This is a genomic window from Streptomyces sp. ITFR-21 (genome assembly GCF_031844685.1).
GTDB lineage: Bacteria > Actinomycetota > Actinomycetes > Streptomycetales > Streptomycetaceae > Actinacidiphila.
Genome location: NZ_CP134605.1, coordinates 2,718,273 through 2,735,089 on the forward strand (window position 1 = coordinate 2,718,273; position 16,817 = coordinate 2,735,089).

The following is a 16,817-nucleotide window of genomic DNA, read 5'->3' on the forward strand; positions in this document are numbered from 1 at the left end:
CCGACCGACCGACCGACCGACCGACCGACTGACCGACCGACCGACCGACCGACCGACCGACTGACCGACTGACCGACAGTCGACCACGCCACGATCCGTACGGAAGGAGCCCCCAGGACATGTCCTCCGCGGTCCGCACCAGCCGGGCACGGGCCCAGCTGACGCTGAAGGAGCCCCCGGCGTCGGTCGGGGCCAGGCCCGGCGGCACGATCGAGCAGCTCGACCTCCAGTTCAACCCGACCACGCTCCAGTTGCGCAAGACCACCGAGTGGCGGCGCAGCCCGTCGCGGATGGCCGGGGAGTCGGCGCTGCCCGAGTTCGTCGGCAGCGGGCCGCGGGAGCTGAGCCTGGAGGTCTTCCTTGACGCGACCTCGACCCACGACAACTCGGTCGAGCGGGCGGTGGAAAAGTTGATGAAGGCGTGCGTGCCGACCCCGGCCAGCCTGGGGCGGAAGAAGCCGGCGAGCCCGTGGGTGCGGTTCGAGTGGGGTACGGCCCGCAGCACCGCGTTCGACGGGGTGCTGTCGAGCCTGTCGGTGACGTACACGCTCTTCGACGTGGACGGCACACCGCTGCGGGCGACGTGCTCGCTGACGGTGGAGGAGGCGAGCGTCGACCCGCCGGGCCAGAACCCGACCTCCGGCGCGCGCACCGCCCGCAGCACGCACACCGTGGTGGCCGGGGACAGCCTGGCGCTGCTGGCCTGGCGGGAGTACGGCGACGCGACGGCCTGGCGGACGATCGCGGAGGCGAACGGGATCGACGACCCGATGGCCCTGGCGCCCGGCACCGAACTGGTGGTGCCGGCACTGGGGGACGCGGGCGCCGAGGAGGAGCGGTGAGCACGCCGGAGGCGCGCGGCGGCCGGTCGTTCGCGGCGGACCCCGTCGTGGAGGCGCCCGGCGAACTGCCGCCGGCCTGGGCGGCGCAGCTGGTCAGCTGCGTGGTGGACGAGAACGTGGGCCTGCCGGACACGGCGCTGCTCACCTACCGCGATCCCGACAACGAGTTCCTGGCGTCCACCGGCATCACCTTGGGCACGGTGCTGCGGGTGTCGGTGGTGACGGCCGGCGGGCGGGCCCGCGAGCGGCTGTTCAACGGCGAGGTGACGGCGGTGGAGATCGACCGGGACAGCACGGGCTCGTTCACGGTGTTGCGGGCGTACTCCCGGGCGCACCGGTTGCAGCGCGGCCGCAAGGTGGTGGCGTACCGGAACATGACGGCCGCCGCCATCGTCCGCAAGGTCGCCGCCGGGGCGGGTCTGACCTGCGGGAAGGTGGAGGCGTCGGCGGTCACGTACGGGCAGCTGTCACAGGCCAACGTCTCCGACTGGGACTTCCTGCAGTACCTGGCCGGCGAGAACGGCGCGCAGGTGCGGGTCGACGACCAGGGCCTGCTGCAGTTCACCCGGCCCGAGCGGGCGGCGGGCGCACCCGCGCCGTCCACCCCGGCCACGCAGAGCCCGATGGTGCTGGAGTACGGGCGCAACCTGCTGGCGCTGCGGGCCGCGCTGTCGGGCGCGGACGGCGCGGGCACGGTCGAGGTGCGCGGCTGGGACGTCACCACCAGGACCCCGCTGGTGGCCCGGCACCCGTCGGTGACCAGCGAGACGGTGCTGCCCGGACTCGACCCGGCGTCCGGCGCCCGGTTCGGGCCGTCGGCGAAGCTGACGGTGACGGACACCCCGTACCGCACGCAGGCCGAGACCGCGGCGGCGGCGGACTCCATCGCCGCCCAGGTCAGCGCCGGTTTCGCGGAGTTGGAGGCGGTGGCCGAGGGCAACCCGCGGCTGCGGGCGGGGCGGCCGGTCGCGCTCGGCAACGTGGGGAAGGCGTTCTCCGGCCGGTACACCGCGACGGCGGTGCGGCACAGCCTGGAGCCGCACGGCGGCTACCGGACCACGGTGTGGGTCAGCGCCAGCCCGGACCGGTCGCTGGCGGGCCTGGTCACCGGCGCGAACGCGCCCGGCCGCGGCCCGCGCATGCCGGGGCTGGCGATCGGCGTGGTGACGGACGTGCAGGAGCCGGGCGGCGCGCAGCAGGGCGGGGTGCGGCTCACGTTCCCCTGGCTGGACGACACGTACGTGACGGACTGGGTGCGGACCGTGCAGTGGGGCGGCAGGGGCGGCGGCGGTGTGGTGAGCCCCGAGGTCAACGACGAAGTGCTGGTCGGCTTCGAACAGGGTCTGCTGGACAGCCCGTACGTCATCGGCGGCCTCTACAACGGCGTGGACCACCCGGCGCCGCACGACGTTCCCCTGGTGGACCGCGGCAGCGGCAAGGTCAACCGCCGCTCGCTGGCGTCGCGTTCCGGCCACCGGGTGGAGCTGCTCGAAGTCCCCGCGCCGGGACCGGCCGGCGTGCGGCTGCGTACCGCGGACGGGCGGCTGGAGGTGCTGCTGCACGACCGCGACCACCGGATCGAGCTGACGGTGTACGCGGCCGGCGGCCGGCGACCGCTGTCCTCGGTGCTGCTGGACGGGAGCGGCATCACGCTCGACGCGCGGACCGGCGCGGTCCGGGTGAAGGGCGGCACCGTGGAGATCGACGCCACCGCGGCGGTCACGGTCGGCGGCCGGTCGGTGAGCGTGACCGGGCAGACGGACGTCACCGTCGACGGCGGACTGCTGGGGGTGCTGAAGGCGGACCTCATCCGGATCAACTGACGCCCGCCGACCCGTCGACCGCCCGACCACCGACCACCGACCACCGACACCGACCACCGGGCCGCCACCGCCCACCGACACCGGCACCGACACCGACCACCGACCACCGACACCGACCACCGGGCCGCCACCGCCCACCGACACCGACACCGGCACCGGCACCGACCACCGAGCCGCCGCCCACCACCGACAGCCGTCCGACACCAGGCCCCCTCGCGGGCCGCGACCTTCCCCCAGGAGCCCGGTATGCCCGCCGCAGCCCGTATCGGCGACCCCACCAGCCACGCGGGGGTGATCACCGCCCCGCCGCCACCGGTCGCCGCCGTGGTCGCGCGGGTGCTGATCGGCGGGCGGCCCGCCGCGGTCGAGGGCAGCCTGCACGTGTGCCCGCAGCATCCCGAGCTCGGCCCGCTCAACGTGATCCTGCCGAACCCGGCGGCGCTCACGGCCGGCGCCGTCCTGATCGGCGGGCTGCCGGCCGCGCGGATGCGGGACACCACGGCGTGCACCGCGACCGTGGCCCTGGGCGCGGTGAACGTCCTGATCGGGGGCCCGTTGTGAGCGAGCGGTTCATCGGGCGCGGCTGGGCGTTCCCGCTGCGGGTCGGGCCGACCGGCGGGATCGCCATGGTCGAGCGGGAGCGGGAGATCGAGGAGGCGATCCGGCTGGTGCTCGGCACCGCGCCCGGCGAGCGCCCGATGCGCCCGGAGTTCGGCTGCGGCATCCACGAGTACGTCTTCGCGCCCGGCGACGGCGCCACCGCGGGGCGGATCGCCCGGCAGGTGCGCGAGGCGCTGGAGCGGTGGGAGCCGCGGATCGGGGTGGACGAGGTGGTGGTGGCCTTCGACGCGGTGGACGCCGGCACCCTCTACATCGACGTGCGCTACACCGTCCGCTCCACCAACGACCGGCGCAACCTGGTCTTTCCCTTCTACACGATCCCCTCCGAGGAGGGGGCCGAGGAAGCCGTGGCGGACTGATGGCCCTGCCCTCCCCCAACCTGGACGACCGGCGCTTCCAGCAGCTCGTCGACGAGGCGAAGCGCTATGTGCAGCAGCGCGCCCCGGAGTGGACCGACCACAACGTCTCCGACCCGGGGGTCACCCTGATCGAGACGTTCGCCTACCTGGTGGACCAGCTGCTGTACCGGCTGAACCGGGTGCCGGACAAGAACTACACCGCGTTCCTGGACCTGTTGGGCATCCGCCTGTTTCCGCCGGCGGCGGCGTCCGCCGACGTCGACTTCTGGCTGTCGGCGCCGCAGCCGGACACGGTGACGCTGCCGGCCGGCACCGAGGTCACCACCGGGGACGGCGACGCGCAGGAGCCGGTGGTGTTCGCCACCACGGACGAACTGCGCATCCTGCCCAGCGAGTTGGTCCGGCTGGTGACCGCGCCGCACAGCGGCGGGCAGACCGACAGGACCGCCGCGCTGTCCGAGGGCCGCGACGTGCGGTGCTTCCGGGCGGCGCCCGAACCCGGTGACGCGCTGCTGTTCGGCCTGCCCACGGCGGTGCCGCGCTGCGTGGTCGCGGTCCGCCTGGACAGCCGGGTGGAGGGCGTCGGCGTGGACCCGCGGCAGCCGCCCCTGGTGTGGGAGGCGTGGGACGGCGCTGGCTGGCGCGGATGCGAGACCGGCGCGGACACCACCGGCGGCCTGAACCGGCCCGGCGAGGTGATCGTGTACGTGCCGTCCGGGCACGCCGCGTCCGTGGTCGGCGGCACCCGGGCGGGCTGGCTGCGCTGCCGGGTCACCGAGGCCGAGCCGGGCCAGCCGTTCTACTCCGAGTCCCCGACGATCCGCGAGGCGACGGTGTTCACGGTCGGCGGCACCACCTCCGTGGAGCACGCCGAGACCGTCACCGATGTGCAGATCGGCACGTCGGAAGGGGTCGCGGGCCAGACGTTCCGGCTCGGCAGGCTGCCGGTCCTGCTCGACGGCGGGCCGCCGGTGGTGGAGGTCTCCTCCGCCGAGGGATGGCAGCGGTGGGAGGTGGTGGAGCACTTCGGCCGCTCCGGCCCCGCCGACCGGCACGTCCGGGTGGACGCCGCCACCGGCGAGTTCTCCTTCCCGCCGGCGCTGCGCGAACCGGACGGCAGCCTGCGGCTGTGCGGCGCGGTGCCGGACAAGGGCGCCCGGATCCGGGTGGCCCGCTTCCGCACCGGCGGCGGTCCGGCCGGGAACGTCGCCCGCGGCGCGATCTCGGTGCTGCGCAGCTCCGTGCCGTACATCGCCCGGGTCGCCAACCGGGAGGCGGCGCGCGGCGGGGTGGACGGCGAGACGCTGGCCAACGCCAAACTGCGGGCCCCCGACGCGCTGCGGATGCAGGAACGGGCGGTCACCGCCGAGGACTACGAGATCATCAGCCGGCAGGCGGCCCCCTCGGTGCGCCGGGTGCGCTGCCTGCCCGCCGCGCAGGGGGCGGGCGCGGTGCGGGTGCTGGTGGTGCCGGACGCGGTGGCCGACGAGGGCGACCGGCTCCGCTTCGAGCAGCTGATCCCCTCGCAGCAGGTGCTCGAGGCGATCACCGCGAGCCTGGACGAGCGGCGGCTGATCGGGACCCGGCTGGTGGTGGAGCCGCCGGTCTACCAGGGCGTGACCGTGGTCGCCCGGCTCGCGGCGGCGCCCGGCGACACCGACCGGGTGCGGGACGCGGCGCTGACGGCGTTGTTCCGGCACCTCGACCCGCTGCGCGGCGGCCCGGACGGCACCGGATGGCCGTTCGGGCGGCCGGTGCAGTACGGGGAGGTGTTCGGCGTGCTGCAACGCGCCGCCGGCAACGCGCTGGTGGAGGAGATCCGGCTGTTCCCGGCCGACCCGATCACCGGTCGGCGCGGCGCGCCGGCCAGCCGCGTCGACGTGGCCCCCGGCGCACTCGTGTTCTCCCACCAGCACCAAGTGGTCGTACAGGCGGTTGAACCGGAGGCAGGGGCATGAGCCGCGCGGCGGTGCCCGGTCTGCCGAGCCGGTATCCGATCGGCGGCCTGCTGCCCGCGCTGTACGCCGACGACGACTTCGCGCAGCGGTTCACCGCCGGTCTGGACACGGTGCTCGCCCCGGTCTTCGCCACCCTCGACAACCTGCCCGGGTATCTGGACCCGCGGGTGGCGCCGCTGGACTTCCTGGCCTGGCTGGCGTCGTGGGTGGGCGCCGACGACGACCCGCGGTGGCCGCCGGAGCTGCGCCGCGAGGCGGTGGTCCGGGCGGTGGAACTGCACCGCTGGCGCGGCACCCGGCGCGGCCTGGTGGAGCGGCTGCGGCTCACCCTGGCGGTGAACGCCGACGTCACCGGCGACGGCGGGGCGCTCTGGTCCCGCACGGCGGGCGCCGAACTGCCGCCGGAGCCGCCCGGCGAGGTGGTGGTGCGGGTGTGGCCGGACCGCGACCGGCCCGTCGACGAGGACCGGGTCCGCGATGTCGTCCGGGCGCTGTGCCCGGTGCACGTGTCCTGCCGGGTGGAGGTCCTGCCCGGCCCGCCGACCGACGAAGGAAGGTGAGCTCCGTGCGTTCCTGTCCCTCGTGCGGCGCGCCCAATCAACCCGGCGACGACTTCTGCGGCAACTGCGGGACGTATCTGGGCTGGTCCGACGAGGCACGCGGCACGTCCGCGGCGCCCGATCGCGCCGGGGCGCCCACGCCGTCCGCGCCGCCTGCCGGGTCCGCGCCGCCCACGCCGGAGGCCGGTTCGGCGGCGCAGGCCGGTTCGGCGGCGCAGGCCGGTTCGGCGGCGCAGACCGCGCGGGGCACGTCCGCCGCACCCGGCGCACCCACCGCGTCCACCGGCCCGGCCGCGCCGCCGCCCGAACCGGTGCTGCCCGTGCAGCCGGCGAGGCCGGTCGCACCGCGCCCGGTGGCGCGCTCGGCGGCGGCGCCGTCAGAGGTCGCCGGACCGCCGTGCCCCGCCTGCGGCACGCCCAACCCGCCGGGCCGCCGCTTCTGCCGGCACTGCGCGACGCCGCTGGCCCCGGCGCCGGCCGAGGCCCGAGTGCCGTGGTGGCGGACGATCCGGCCGCTGCGCCGCCGGGTACGGGCCGGCTCCGGGCGGGCCGTCCGGCTGCTGGTGATACTGGTCGTGGTCGTGGCACTGTGTGCGGCCGGGATCCTGCTGCTGCCCGCCGGACACGCTCTCTTCGAGGCCACCCTGGACAAGCTCGACGGCACCAAGGAGGTCACCCCGAAGGCCGTGGTGGCGAGCTCCCAGTTGCGCTCGCACCCGGCGGCCAACACCACGGACGGCATCAGCAACCGCTACTGGGGGATGCCGGAGCCGGGCGCCTCGGTGACGTACACCTTCCGTCAGCCGGTCCGCCTGGTCGACGTCATCATCACCAACGGCGCCTCCACGTCGCAGCCGGAGTACGAGCGGGAGGCCCGAGCGCTCCGGATGGAGATGACGGTGACCTCCACGGACCACCGGACGCACCACAAGACGCTCGACCTGACCGACGAGGCGAAGGCGCAGACCTTCGAGACCGGGATCAGCGACGTGGTGAGTGTCCGACTGGTGCTGTCGTCGGTCACCGGTCTCACGCGGGGCCGCCATGTCGCCCTCGCGGAGGTCGAGTTCTACCAACGGGACTGAGCACACCCGCCACCGGCCCGGCGGCCGTTCGCGGCGACCGCGGAACCGGGATACCGCCGACCGCACCGGGGACCCTGTGACGTGTCGTCTGCCATCCGGCGCCTCCTTCGTCACCATGGTGAGCCGGAGCGTTCCGCGTCTGCCTCGAAAGGCTTCCTTCCCGTTGAACGGGGAATCCGAACTGCTCCGCGCTCTTGCCCGTATCTCCCTCGATGCTCCCCGGCTGGACCATATCCGCGCCCTGCTGGCCGAGCACGGCGGGGAATTCGACTGGGGCGCCTTCGTGGACCAGGCCGCTCGGCACCGGGTGCTGCCCCCTCGTCGGCCGCCATATCTCCCGGCACCGGCTTTTCCACGGCGCCGCGGGACTTCCGGTCATCCCCTACCACTGGCTGCACGAAAGCGCCTACCAGGGAAATCTGCGGCGCGATCTGACCCTGACCGAGCGGCGACCGTGTCCGGCACGAGACGCAGGCGGGCTTCGACGTCTCCGTCTGGGAGCTGTTCTGGCCGCTGCGCGAGGGCGCCGTGCTCGTCGTGGCCGAGCCCGGCGAGCACCGGGACCCGGCCCGGCTGGCCCGTACCATCCGCGCGACGGGTGTCACCGTGGCGCACTTCGTCCCCTCGATGCTGGACCACTTCCTGGCCGGACCGGACGCCGGGGCGTGCCGCGGGCTGCGGCGGAAGAACCTGTACGGCCCGACCGAGGCCGCCGTCGACGTGACGTACGCCTCCTGCCCGCCGGGGGACACGGGTCCCGTCCCGAGTACCTGGTGGGCCGGGACACCCGGCCGCTGCCGATCGAGGCGGACCGGCCGATCGTGGACAGTGGACCCGCCGCCCCGCTGACGTACCGGACCCACCGCCTTCCGGACCGCCCGGGAGAACGAGAAACGAAGAAGGGAACCCCTTGTGACCACTGCTCGCGCCGTCGTCCTCACGAATTTCACGAACCCGCCGGAACTGGCCTCGTTCGACGTGCCGCCGCCGACGCCGGGCGGTCTCACCGTGGCCTGCCGGTACGCCGGCATCTGCGGGACCGATCTGCACCCGGCCAGCGGCCACTTGGACGTCCCCACACCGCTGGTGCTCGGCCACGAGGGACTGGGCACCGTCCACGCGCTGGGCACCGGCACGGACCGGGACGCCAACGGCGACGCGCTCGCGGTCGGCGACACCGTCATGTGGGCCTCGTCCATCGCCTGCCACGCCTGCCACGCCTGCCACGCCTGCCACGTCCTGCGTGAACCGACCCTGTGCGCGAACCGGCGGACGTACGGCGTCAACAGGCCCGTCACCGAGGAGTCCCCGCTGCGCGGCTCCTGGGGGGACTTCATCAGCCTGGAACCGGGCACCACGGTGATCAGACTGCCCGCCGGGATCGACCCGGTGGCCGCCATGTCCTTCGCCTGCGCGGGTCCGACGATGGTGCACGCGCTCGGCGGGCGGCGGCCGGTGCGGCTCGGGGAGACGGTGGTCGTCCAGGGCAGCGGGCCGGTCGGTCTGGCCGCCGCCGCCCTGGCCCAGCTGGCCGGAGCGCGCGTCATCGGGCGCCTCAGGCCCCCCACCCGCGAAACCGGTGAGGCGCGCGGCCAGCCGGGGTCCAGGAGACCGGCGCCCGGAAGGTCCACCACCGCGGCCGGCCGTCGGCCGGACAGCGGATCACCTCCACCTCGCCGAGCCCCGCCGTCTCGCTGGGCTGCACACTCATCTGCTGGCGGCGCGCCAAGAAAGCCATGACATGATCGTGTTACGAGCTCTAAAACACCTTTCAGGATGTGGCCGCCGGTGCGGGGACAACGTCGTAGAAGCCGTGACCGTCCATGTGGCGGGTGCTGAGGATGTCGTGCATGACCGTGCTCTCCAGGGCGTGGACATAGAACACGCGCATCGGGTACGTCCAGTCGTCCACCGTGCGGTGGATCGCGCCTCCGGGCTGGGCGCTCAGCGTCAGGCTGTGGAAACTGTCCAGCGCCTGCAACTCGGCCATCCTGGGATAGTTGGCGAGCTCTCCGGCCGTGGGCGAGATCATGTTAACCAGGCCGGCATGCCGCGAGAGCTCGTAGTCGTCAGCCCATCCTGCCCGGAAGCGGTCGGGGTCGACATAGGCGTCGGCCGTCCATTCGATCTGACTGGCGCCGGTTGCCGCACGGACGGGGATGTGGAGGTCTGCACCGCATATCCGGGCGGCCGTCTCGATCAGCCTCGGCCCGTCTGGAGTCAGCTTGACCTCGCTGTGGGCAGGGCCGTTGCGCACCCCCAGCGCGTCGAGGACCCGCACGGCGTAGTCGACCAATGCGTCCTGCTCCACGCCGTGACGCGGCAGAAGGACCGCGCCCGCGCCGAGGTCGCGGACACCGTTGGCGCTGAGATGATGCATCCGCCACAGGTCGGTGACATGGTGGCGGCCGTCGAAACTGACGGTGTTGACGAGGTATTCGGCACCGGGAAGGTACTCCTGCGCGAGTACCTCGGTGTTGTGCGTGCCCAAAGCGCTGTCGGTGCCAATGAGCGTCTCGAAGGCGGCGCGCACCTGGTCGGCACCGTCGCAGAAGCGCACCCCGTCGTTGCCCGCGCTGCGCAGCGGCTTCAGTACGACCATGCGGCCGTCGGACTTCTTCTGCCAGTTGAGTAGGGTGTCGAGGTCGGTGGCCAGGATCTGCTCGGCAGTCGGCACCCCCGCAGCCCGAATGCGCTCGCCCATCAGGTACTTGTCCCGACGGGACCCACTCAACTGAGTGCCGTTGGTCCGTAAGTGCAGGGCCTCACTCAGCGCGTCGGCCAGTTCGACGCCGCTCTCGATGCCGGGCAGCAGGCAGAGCGGCCCGAATTCGGCCACGATGGCGGCGGTCCGCGCGGTGTCACCCTGGTGCACGACCTCGGCAACGAAGTCCTCCGGGTGGTAGCTGCGCGCGTAGGAGGCGTTGACCACGGGTGCGCTTCTGATGTGCATGCACTTATAGCCGCGCCGGCGGAACTCGGAGGCCAGAAAGCGGGCGCTGGAGTACGCGTCGACGATCGCGACGACGCCGCGGCCAGCTGGCTCTTCCGTCATGGGAACCTCACTGGGATGGGGGCGAGGGCAGCCTGGTCAGGTCCAGCCCGGTGTGGTGGGCGACGAAGGCGAGCACGTCCGCGGTCAGTGCCGCCGCGCTGCTCGCCGAGCGCCCCCGGTGGCCCGCACCGGCCTCGCTGCGCAGCAGGACCGGCGCCCCGTCGGCGCCGGCGTACTGGAGCGCCGCGCACATCTTCCGGCCGTGCATCGGATCCACCCGCGCGTCGTTCTCCGACACGGTGATCATGATCGCCGGGTAGTCGGTTCCCGGCCTTACCTGGTGGTAGGGCGAGTATCCCAGCAGCCAGCCGAGTTGCTCGGGGTCGTCCGCAGAGCCGTACTCCGCAGTCCACAGGTGTCCCATCCCGGACCGCTCGTAGCGCACCATGTCCAGGAGGGGAGACTCCCAGACCGCCGCTTGGAACAGTTCGGGCCGCTGTGTGACCGCGGCCGCTGCCAGCAGGCCCCCGTTGGAGCCGCCGTGGATGGCGAGCTGAGGCGCCGTCGTCCAACCGCCGTCGGTCAGGGTGAGCGCTGCGGCAATGAAGTCCTCGACCACACGCTGCTTGTTCTCGCCGACCCCGGCACGGTGCCAATCCTCGCCCTCCTCACCGCCGCCACGCACATGGGCCACCGCGTGCACGCCGCCGGCCTCCACCCAGGCGAGTACCGCCGGGTCGTACTCAGGGGCCATCGACGAGCCGAACCCCCCGTAGCCGAAGAGTATCGCAGGCCGCGGGCCGCTCCGGTCAGACGGTTCGACGATCCGCATGCGCACGGCCGTGCCGTCGGCGGACTGGTAGGTGACCGTGGAGCTGACCACCGTGGGCACCGCGACCGTGCCGGGGGTGGCCGCCCACAGCGTGGTGGTGCGGTCGCGGGCGTCGTAGCGCAGGATCGACCCGGCCGAGGCATGGTCGGTGTACGAGAACCATGCCTCGTGGCCGCCTTCGGGCCGCTCGAAGAGGCCGCCGATGGAGCCGCCGCCCGGCATCTCCACGGCGCTGAGCCACGCACCGGTCTCCAGGTCGTGGACGGTGACCTCGCTGACCGCGTGCCGGATCCAGCCGACCAGCAACTGCGGCCGCTCCAACTCGGCCCCGTCCAGGATGGCGAAGTCGGTGAGCACCGCCTGCGGGTCCTCGGGCACCAGGTCCCTCCAGGATTCGTAGGCCAGGTCCGAGGGGTCCGCGACGCACAGCCGCGACCGCGGAGCGTCCCGATCGGTGAACAGGTAGGCGCGCCCGTCCCGCCACATGTACAGCCCGGTGTCGGCGTCGGCGCCGGTCTGCACGGGCCGGAACTCGGGAGCCTGCGGCGACCCCGCAGTCAGGTCCCCCAGCCAGAGGTCGCTGCGGCTCTCGGTGCCACGAGACGTGCCCAGGCTCAGCCAGCGCCCGTCCGCGCTGACGGTCAGACCGTACTCGTCGGCTTCGGGCTGCCCCTCCCCGAAGATCTGTACGTCCTCGCGGTCCGGGTCGGCGCCGACCCGGTGCAGATGGACACGGCGTTCCGGGCGGGCGTCGGGACGCTGCGAGTCGGCGGGTCGCTGCCGGACGTAGTAGTAGGTCTCGCCGCCGGGGAGCCAGGCGACGGCGCCGTGGCCTGCGCCGGGGATCGGCCCCTCGACGGACCCGCCGGTGGCGACGTCGAGCACGTACAGCAGCGACTCCTCGCTGCCCGCGCTGGACAGCTTGTACGCCAGCCGCCGCCCCTCCCGGTCTGGGAGCCAGAAGTCCAGGGTTGTGCCGCCGGCCGGGTCCAGGCGCAGCGGGTCGATGAGGACGCGCTCCTCGCCGGTGGGTTCCACCACCAGCAGCAGCGCGCGGTCCTGGTCGGCCGAGCGACGGGTGAGGAAGTGGCGGTCGCCCCGCCAGACCGGCGAGCCGACGTGGCCGGTTCCCATCAGCTGGGTGACGCGAGCGCGGAGCGCGGAGCGTCCCGGCAGGTCTGCCAGGGCGCGCTCGCACAGCTCGTGCTGCGCGGCGGCCCAGCGGGTGGTCTCCGGGCTGTCGGCGTCCTCCAGCCACCGGTAGGGGTCGTGGTAGAGGTGTCCGTGGAGCTTGTGGGGGCGGTCGTCGCGGCGGGCGGCCGGGGAGCGCCCAGTCACCGCTCGGCGCCTTCGAGGTCCGCTGCCTGGTGGTCCGGTCTTTCACGTGCCTCTGTCTGGAGGTCCGGGGAGGGGCCGGATCCGTCCACGTGCGTGTTGAGTGCCCGGAACCGGCCGCCGAAGAAGAGCAGCGGATCGTGCGGAACGTCGTCCGACGGTGTCCACGACGATACCCGGGCCACCACGATCGAGTGATCGCCTGCCGGCACGACGGACTGGACGGTGCATTCCAGCCACCCCATGCCGTTCTGGAGCAGCGGCGCACCGGTGCGCTCCCCCGCGCGCCAGGGATGCTCGGCGAACTGGGCGTCGCCGTCCGGCCGGTCGCCGCGGGCGAAGTGACGGGCGGTGTGCTCCTGGCGGGCGGACAGGATGGTGAGGCCCAGCGGTGTCCCCGGCGAGACTAGTGCTCCGAGCCTGGAGGTGTGGTCGAAGCAGACCAGCACGAGGGCTGGGTCCAGCGAGACGGTGGCGAAGGAGTTGACCGTGGTGGCGTGCGGTACGCCGTCGGAGACCGTGGTGGCGACCACGACGCCGGTGGCAAAGCTCCGTCCGGCCTGCCGGACCAGTTTGCCGTCGGCTTCCGGGCCCGCGAGGGTCTGACCGGCCGGCGGCGGCTCGGGAGGGTCGGCCGCGGCGGCGGCATTGTTCCCGTAGCGGCGGACGGCGACGTACCCGGTCGCGGCGGCGACCGCTGCGCAGACTGCGGCCACCAGCAGCAGCACGGTGAAGGACCGCCTCATCGGGCCCACGTCGACGATCCCGATGAACATGAGGACGGAGACGGTGACCCCGGCGAATGTGCCGAGGGTGAAGTAGCCGGACACCCGCCCGGCCACGCCAACCGGCTCGTTCGCCAGGATCCGGGCCTGGAAGAGTACTGCGAACACCTGGCCGGCGCCGAGCATGACGGTACTGGCCGCGATGGCGACCCAGGCGGTCGTGACGAAGGTCATACAGGCAAGCGATACGGAGATCACGAGCCCGGCCACCAGCGCGGGACGGAGTCCCCGCTGGGTGCGCAGCCGGCCGGCGAGCGTGGCGCCGACCACGCCTCCGACGCCGTTGGCGAGGTTGATGGCGCTCAGCCAAAAGGCCCCACCGCCCAGGAAGTCCCGGGCGACGACGTTGGGGTAGACGTTGATCAGTCCCGCGCCAGCGTTCAGCGCGAACACGCCGGCGAGCAGGAGCCGACTGCTCGCGGTCAGCCGCGGTCGGCCGGCGCCCGAGCCCGGTACGCCGCGACCGGCGCCGTCGGCCGTGGGGGCGGTCGCCAGTTTGACCAGCAGGAGTCCGGAGACGACGAAGGTGATGATGTCCAGAAAGATGAGCGCCGGCAAATTGGTGACCTGGAGCATCAGCGGCGCGGCAGCCGTCCCCAGGACGAAGGTCAGCCAATCCACCCGTGACAGCGCCGCCAGAGCGCCGGGTATCCGCTCGGCGGGCAGCACTCGGCGCAGGTACGCGGTCTGGGAGGCGGTGAAGAACGGCGTCAGCAGGCTGAGGAACGCCATCACGCCGATGGTGACCGCCGAGGTGAAGCCGATGCCGGCCCAGACGGCGATCAGCAGCATCGTCAGTACTGTGGCGCGCAGCCCGTCCAGGCCGATCAGCGTCCGCCGGGTGTCTCGGCGGTCGGCGAGCGGGGCGAGCAGCCGCGAACCGAAGAGAACCGGCAGGTACACCAGCACGATGGCGGTAGTGAGCAGGGCGTTGGAGCCGTGGTGCTGGTTGTAGGCGTAGTAGACGACACCGGTGCGGAACAGCCAGTTACCGAGCTGGCTCACCGAGTACGCCGACAGCAGGACGGGCAGAGGGGAGTTCACGGATCCCTCAGGGCGTGCGACGGCCGGCACAGGCGGTCCTCCTGGTAAGTGTTCGGCCCTCGCGCGCACACGTCCGGGCATGTCCTGGCCTGCGGTCAGTTCGCCGGAGTACCCGAAGCCTTGGCAATTCGGGCGCGCAGTTCGTCGATCTCCGCGACGTCGGCGCCGTGCTCCGCCGCGCGGGCCACGTCCTCGGTGGCACCGGCGGGATCGCCCGACTCCAGTCGCAGGACAGCCCGGTTGTAGGCGTAGTCCGGGTCGTCGGAAAGCTCCATCGCGCGATCGAGGCAGGTCAGGGACTCCTGCGGCCGACCGCCGGTGTACAGCACGTCCGCGAGGTTGTTCCACGCCTCGGTGAGCTTGGGATCACGCGCGAGTGCTGTCCGCAGGCTCTCCTCGGCCTCCTCGGTGCGGCCGAGTTGCGACAGGGCCAGGCCCCGGTTGCTCCATGCTTGCGCGTTGCGCGGGTCGTGGTATGTCGCCGCGTCCAGGCTCGCCAGCGCCTCAGCGGCCTCGCCTCGCTTGAGGCGCAGGACGGCCAGCCCCAGGTGGGCTCGCGACTCTCCGGGCTTGAGCTCCAGCACTCGGGCGAAGTCGTACTCGGCCGCCTCCGCGTCACCGCGCTGCACGTGCAGGCGGGCCCGGTTCAGGTGGGCCTCGTAGTATGGCGGGCACAGTGAGATGGCCCGGTCGTAGTACTCCAGTGCCTCGTCATGCCGCCCGATGCGCTGCAGCATGTTGGCCAGGTCGTTGGCGTACTCGCCGTAATTCGGGTCGAGGGCCATTGTCCGCTGATAGACTTCGTACGCCTTCGGGAAGTCCTTCGTCATCTCGTAGATCTGCGCCGTGTTGTATACGAGGATCGACTGGTGCAGTGCGTACTTCTCGTCCCCGTAGATGTCGTGCATCCGCTCCATGCCCTCGGTGCAGAGCCGCAGGGCCTCTTCAGGATTTCCTTGGCGGGCCCTGATGTACGCGAGGGCATTCTCAGCGAAGACCTTGAGGTATTCGTATTTTGGGTGGTCGCTGAATTCTCCGCTGATCTTTTCCAGGTTGAGGACAGCGAACCGCTCCGCGGTGGTCAGATCCGGGGGCGACTGATACCTCCCGTGGGCCATACTCTGCGAATACAGGACGGTCGGAGTGTAAAGGCTCTGAGGGAAGTGCTGGTAGAAGGTGTCGAGGTAGGGAATCGACACGTGGGCTAACCCGAGCGAGTACAGCACGAACGCCATGCGCAGGTAGACGAGGTTGTGGATCTGCCCTCCGCCGGGCATCGTCCGAAGCTGTGGGTCCGCCCAGAAGCGGGAGAACAGGTCGAACCAGGTGTCGTAGAGGCCGATCTCCTGGAGGGAGATCGACACCGACGCCAGGGCCACCATCTGGTCGGACGTGTCTCGCAGGGCGAGGTGGTGGACCGGGTGCAGGACCTCTTCCGGTCGCCCGGCCAGAGCGGCGAGCACCTCCCGGTGCAGGCGTTCCTTGACGCCGGCGTCGAAGGTCTCGTAATTGCGCACGGCGATGGGGTCGTCGTCGGTGCAGTGATCCAGGATGTGACGCTCCAGCAGGTCATACCGGGGCCGCTCGCCGAGCAGGCTGAGATAAAGGTCCAGGTGTGTCTCGAAGGAGAGGTATCCCGGCAGGGAGACGTCGGCCTGCGCACAGTGCATGAGCGCGGACAAGCGGCCCGGCTGACCCTGGGCGAGTCGCCACAGTTCTTCGAGTCGCTTGGCGGCTGGCGCCTCGTAGCCCCAGCTTTCCACCATTCGGCGCACCTCGGGCTTCGACAGCGGCGGCAGCGCCACCGTCGCGCTGTTCGCGGTGAGCCAGACGTCCGGGTCGCCGTCGACCAGCAGGACGATCGTCAGGTTCCGGCACAGACTTCTGCGGTGTGCCACGATCTCCAGGAACTGGGTGACCGTCGGCGGCAGCGACTCGGCGTTGTCGATGACGAGAACGTGGCTCTGCTCGGCAGCACTGGCGAAGGCATCGAGGAACTCGTAAACCCCGTTGAGGAGTTTGGACTGGTACTCGTGGAAGTAGAACCGGGTCCGCTCGTCACGGCCGGCGACGCCGGTGAGATCCTTGGGCACCTCATAGGCCGGGGAGTCGCGGTGGGGAAACAGGCGCTTGAGGGACTGCTCGGCTGCGGTGACCAGCTCCGGGGCATCGGTCTCGGCGACGGCCAGGGCGTGGTCCACCAGCGGCTGCAGTCCGGCCAGGTAGCCGTGGGAGTACTTGTGCCCGTTTCCGGCCACTACCGTCCGCCCCGACAGCGCGCCGTCCGTGGAGGCGAGCCACTCCCGTACGGTGTCGGCCTTCCCTCCGCCGCCAGGCGAGGCGACCAGAAGGAACACCGGACCCTCCGGGTCCGCGGCGTCGAGCAGCCCGGTCGCCCGGTCTAACTCGCGGAAGAGTTCGGGGCGGACACGCGAATGACGAGCGGTCATGTGGGTAACTCCTGCTCCCGAAGAAGTGGCGATGATAAACGAATCAAGGGGATCAAGAAAATGACATCTTCAGAAAGGAAAGAACGGCGGGGGGCCCGGCGACCCGGACCCCCCGCCTATCGCCTTAG

The 16,817-nt window shown here is 72.2% G+C and carries 12 protein-coding genes and 1 pseudogene; 9 read left to right on the forward strand and 4 right to left on the reverse strand.

The features are described 5' to 3' along the window. Nucleotides 1-119 precede the first annotated feature (119 nt). From RLT57_RS11840 to RLT57_RS11880, 9 genes and pseudogenes are all read left to right on the forward strand, one after another. Nucleotides 120-842 (forward strand): LysM peptidoglycan-binding domain-containing protein, encoded by a 723-nt coding sequence (locus RLT57_RS11840; protein WP_311297355.1) that lies wholly within the window; start codon nucleotides 120-122, stop codon nucleotides 840-842. Continuing rightward, on the forward strand, nucleotides 839-2,665 hold the full coding sequence (locus tag RLT57_RS11845; RefSeq protein WP_311297356.1) for a VgrG-related protein: 1,827 nt from the start codon (nucleotides 839-841) through the stop codon (nucleotides 2,663-2,665). Before RLT57_RS11840 ends, RLT57_RS11845 begins: the two co-directional genes overlap by 4 nt. 246 nt (nucleotides 2,666-2,911) lie before the next feature. After that, nucleotides 2,912-3,226, forward strand: coding sequence for a PAAR domain-containing protein (locus RLT57_RS11850; protein ID WP_311297357.1), 315 nt, complete (start codon nucleotides 2,912-2,914; stop codon nucleotides 3,224-3,226). Further along, nucleotides 3,223-3,645, forward strand: a complete 423-nt coding sequence (locus RLT57_RS11855) for a GPW/gp25 family protein (RefSeq protein ID WP_311297358.1) — start codon at nucleotides 3,223-3,225, stop codon at nucleotides 3,643-3,645. The genes RLT57_RS11850 and RLT57_RS11855 overlap by 4 nt, the downstream gene beginning before the upstream one ends. After that, a complete protein-coding gene (locus RLT57_RS11860; protein WP_311297359.1) occupies nucleotides 3,645-5,603 on the forward strand; it encodes a putative baseplate assembly protein in 1,959 nt (652 codons plus the stop codon). Before RLT57_RS11855 ends, RLT57_RS11860 begins: the two co-directional genes overlap by 1 nt. After that, entirely contained in the window at nucleotides 5,600-6,163 is a 564-nt protein-coding gene (locus RLT57_RS11865) for a phage tail protein (RefSeq protein WP_311297360.1), read from the forward strand. The genes RLT57_RS11860 and RLT57_RS11865 overlap by 4 nt, the downstream gene beginning before the upstream one ends. 5 nt (nucleotides 6,164-6,168) lie before the next feature. Further along, nucleotides 6,169-7,248, forward strand: coding sequence for an NADase-type glycan-binding domain-containing protein (locus RLT57_RS11870; protein WP_311297361.1), 1,080 nt, complete (start codon nucleotides 6,169-6,171; stop codon nucleotides 7,246-7,248). Between the two features lie 447 nt (nucleotides 7,249-7,695). After that, a pseudogene (locus tag RLT57_RS11875) lies at nucleotides 7,696-8,013 on the forward strand (AMP-binding protein); the annotation flags it as partial. A 147-nt stretch (nucleotides 8,014-8,160) separates the two neighbouring features. Further along, nucleotides 8,161-8,988: an alcohol dehydrogenase catalytic domain-containing protein gene (locus RLT57_RS11880; protein ID WP_311297362.1), complete on the forward strand. Its 828-nt coding sequence runs from the start codon at nucleotides 8,161-8,163 to the stop codon at nucleotides 8,986-8,988. A 31-nt stretch (nucleotides 8,989-9,019) separates the two neighbouring features. Here the strand turns inward: RLT57_RS11880 and RLT57_RS11885 are convergent, their stop codons facing one another. From RLT57_RS11885 to RLT57_RS11900, 4 genes are all read right to left on the reverse strand, one after another. Next, a complete protein-coding gene (locus RLT57_RS11885; RefSeq protein WP_311297363.1) occupies nucleotides 9,020-10,303 on the reverse strand; it encodes an ATP-grasp domain-containing protein in 1,284 nt (427 codons plus the stop codon). A 7-nt stretch (nucleotides 10,304-10,310) separates the two neighbouring features. Further along, complete coding sequence (locus RLT57_RS11890; RefSeq protein WP_311297364.1) at nucleotides 10,311-12,413, reverse strand: prolyl oligopeptidase family serine peptidase; 2,103 nt, start codon at nucleotides 12,411-12,413, stop codon at nucleotides 10,311-10,313. After that, a complete protein-coding gene (locus tag RLT57_RS11895) occupies nucleotides 12,410-14,239 on the reverse strand; it encodes a flavin reductase (protein ID WP_311297365.1) in 1,830 nt (609 codons plus the stop codon). The genes RLT57_RS11890 and RLT57_RS11895 overlap by 4 nt, the downstream gene beginning before the upstream one ends. 95 nt (nucleotides 14,240-14,334) lie before the next feature. Further along, nucleotides 14,335-16,689 carry a tetratricopeptide repeat protein gene (locus RLT57_RS11900; protein WP_311297366.1) on the reverse strand — a complete coding sequence of 785 codons (2,355 nt, stop codon included), beginning with the start codon at nucleotides 16,687-16,689 and terminating at the stop codon, nucleotides 14,335-14,337. Nucleotides 16,690-16,817 lie beyond the last annotated feature (128 nt).

What these genes read in the sequence shown, in the direction of transcription:
- RLT57_RS11900 (WP_311297366.1), bottom strand. Translation starts at nt 16,689, where the DNA reads ATGACCGCTCGTCATTCGCGTGTCCGCCCCGAACTCTTCCGCGAGTTA.
- RLT57_RS11885 (WP_311297363.1), bottom strand. Translation starts at nt 10,303, where the DNA reads ATGACGGAAGAGCCAGCTGGCCGCGGCGTCGTCGCGATCGTCGACGCG.
- RLT57_RS11860 (WP_311297359.1), top strand. Translation starts at nt 3,645, where the DNA reads ATGGCCCTGCCCTCCCCCAACCTGGACGACCGGCGCTTCCAGCAGCTC.
- RLT57_RS11865 (WP_311297360.1), top strand. Translation starts at nt 5,600, where the DNA reads ATGAGCCGCGCGGCGGTGCCCGGTCTGCCGAGCCGGTATCCGATCGGC.
- RLT57_RS11840 (WP_311297355.1), top strand. Translation starts at nt 120, where the DNA reads ATGTCCTCCGCGGTCCGCACCAGCCGGGCACGGGCCCAGCTGACGCTG.
- RLT57_RS11850 (WP_311297357.1), top strand. Translation starts at nt 2,912, where the DNA reads ATGCCCGCCGCAGCCCGTATCGGCGACCCCACCAGCCACGCGGGGGTG.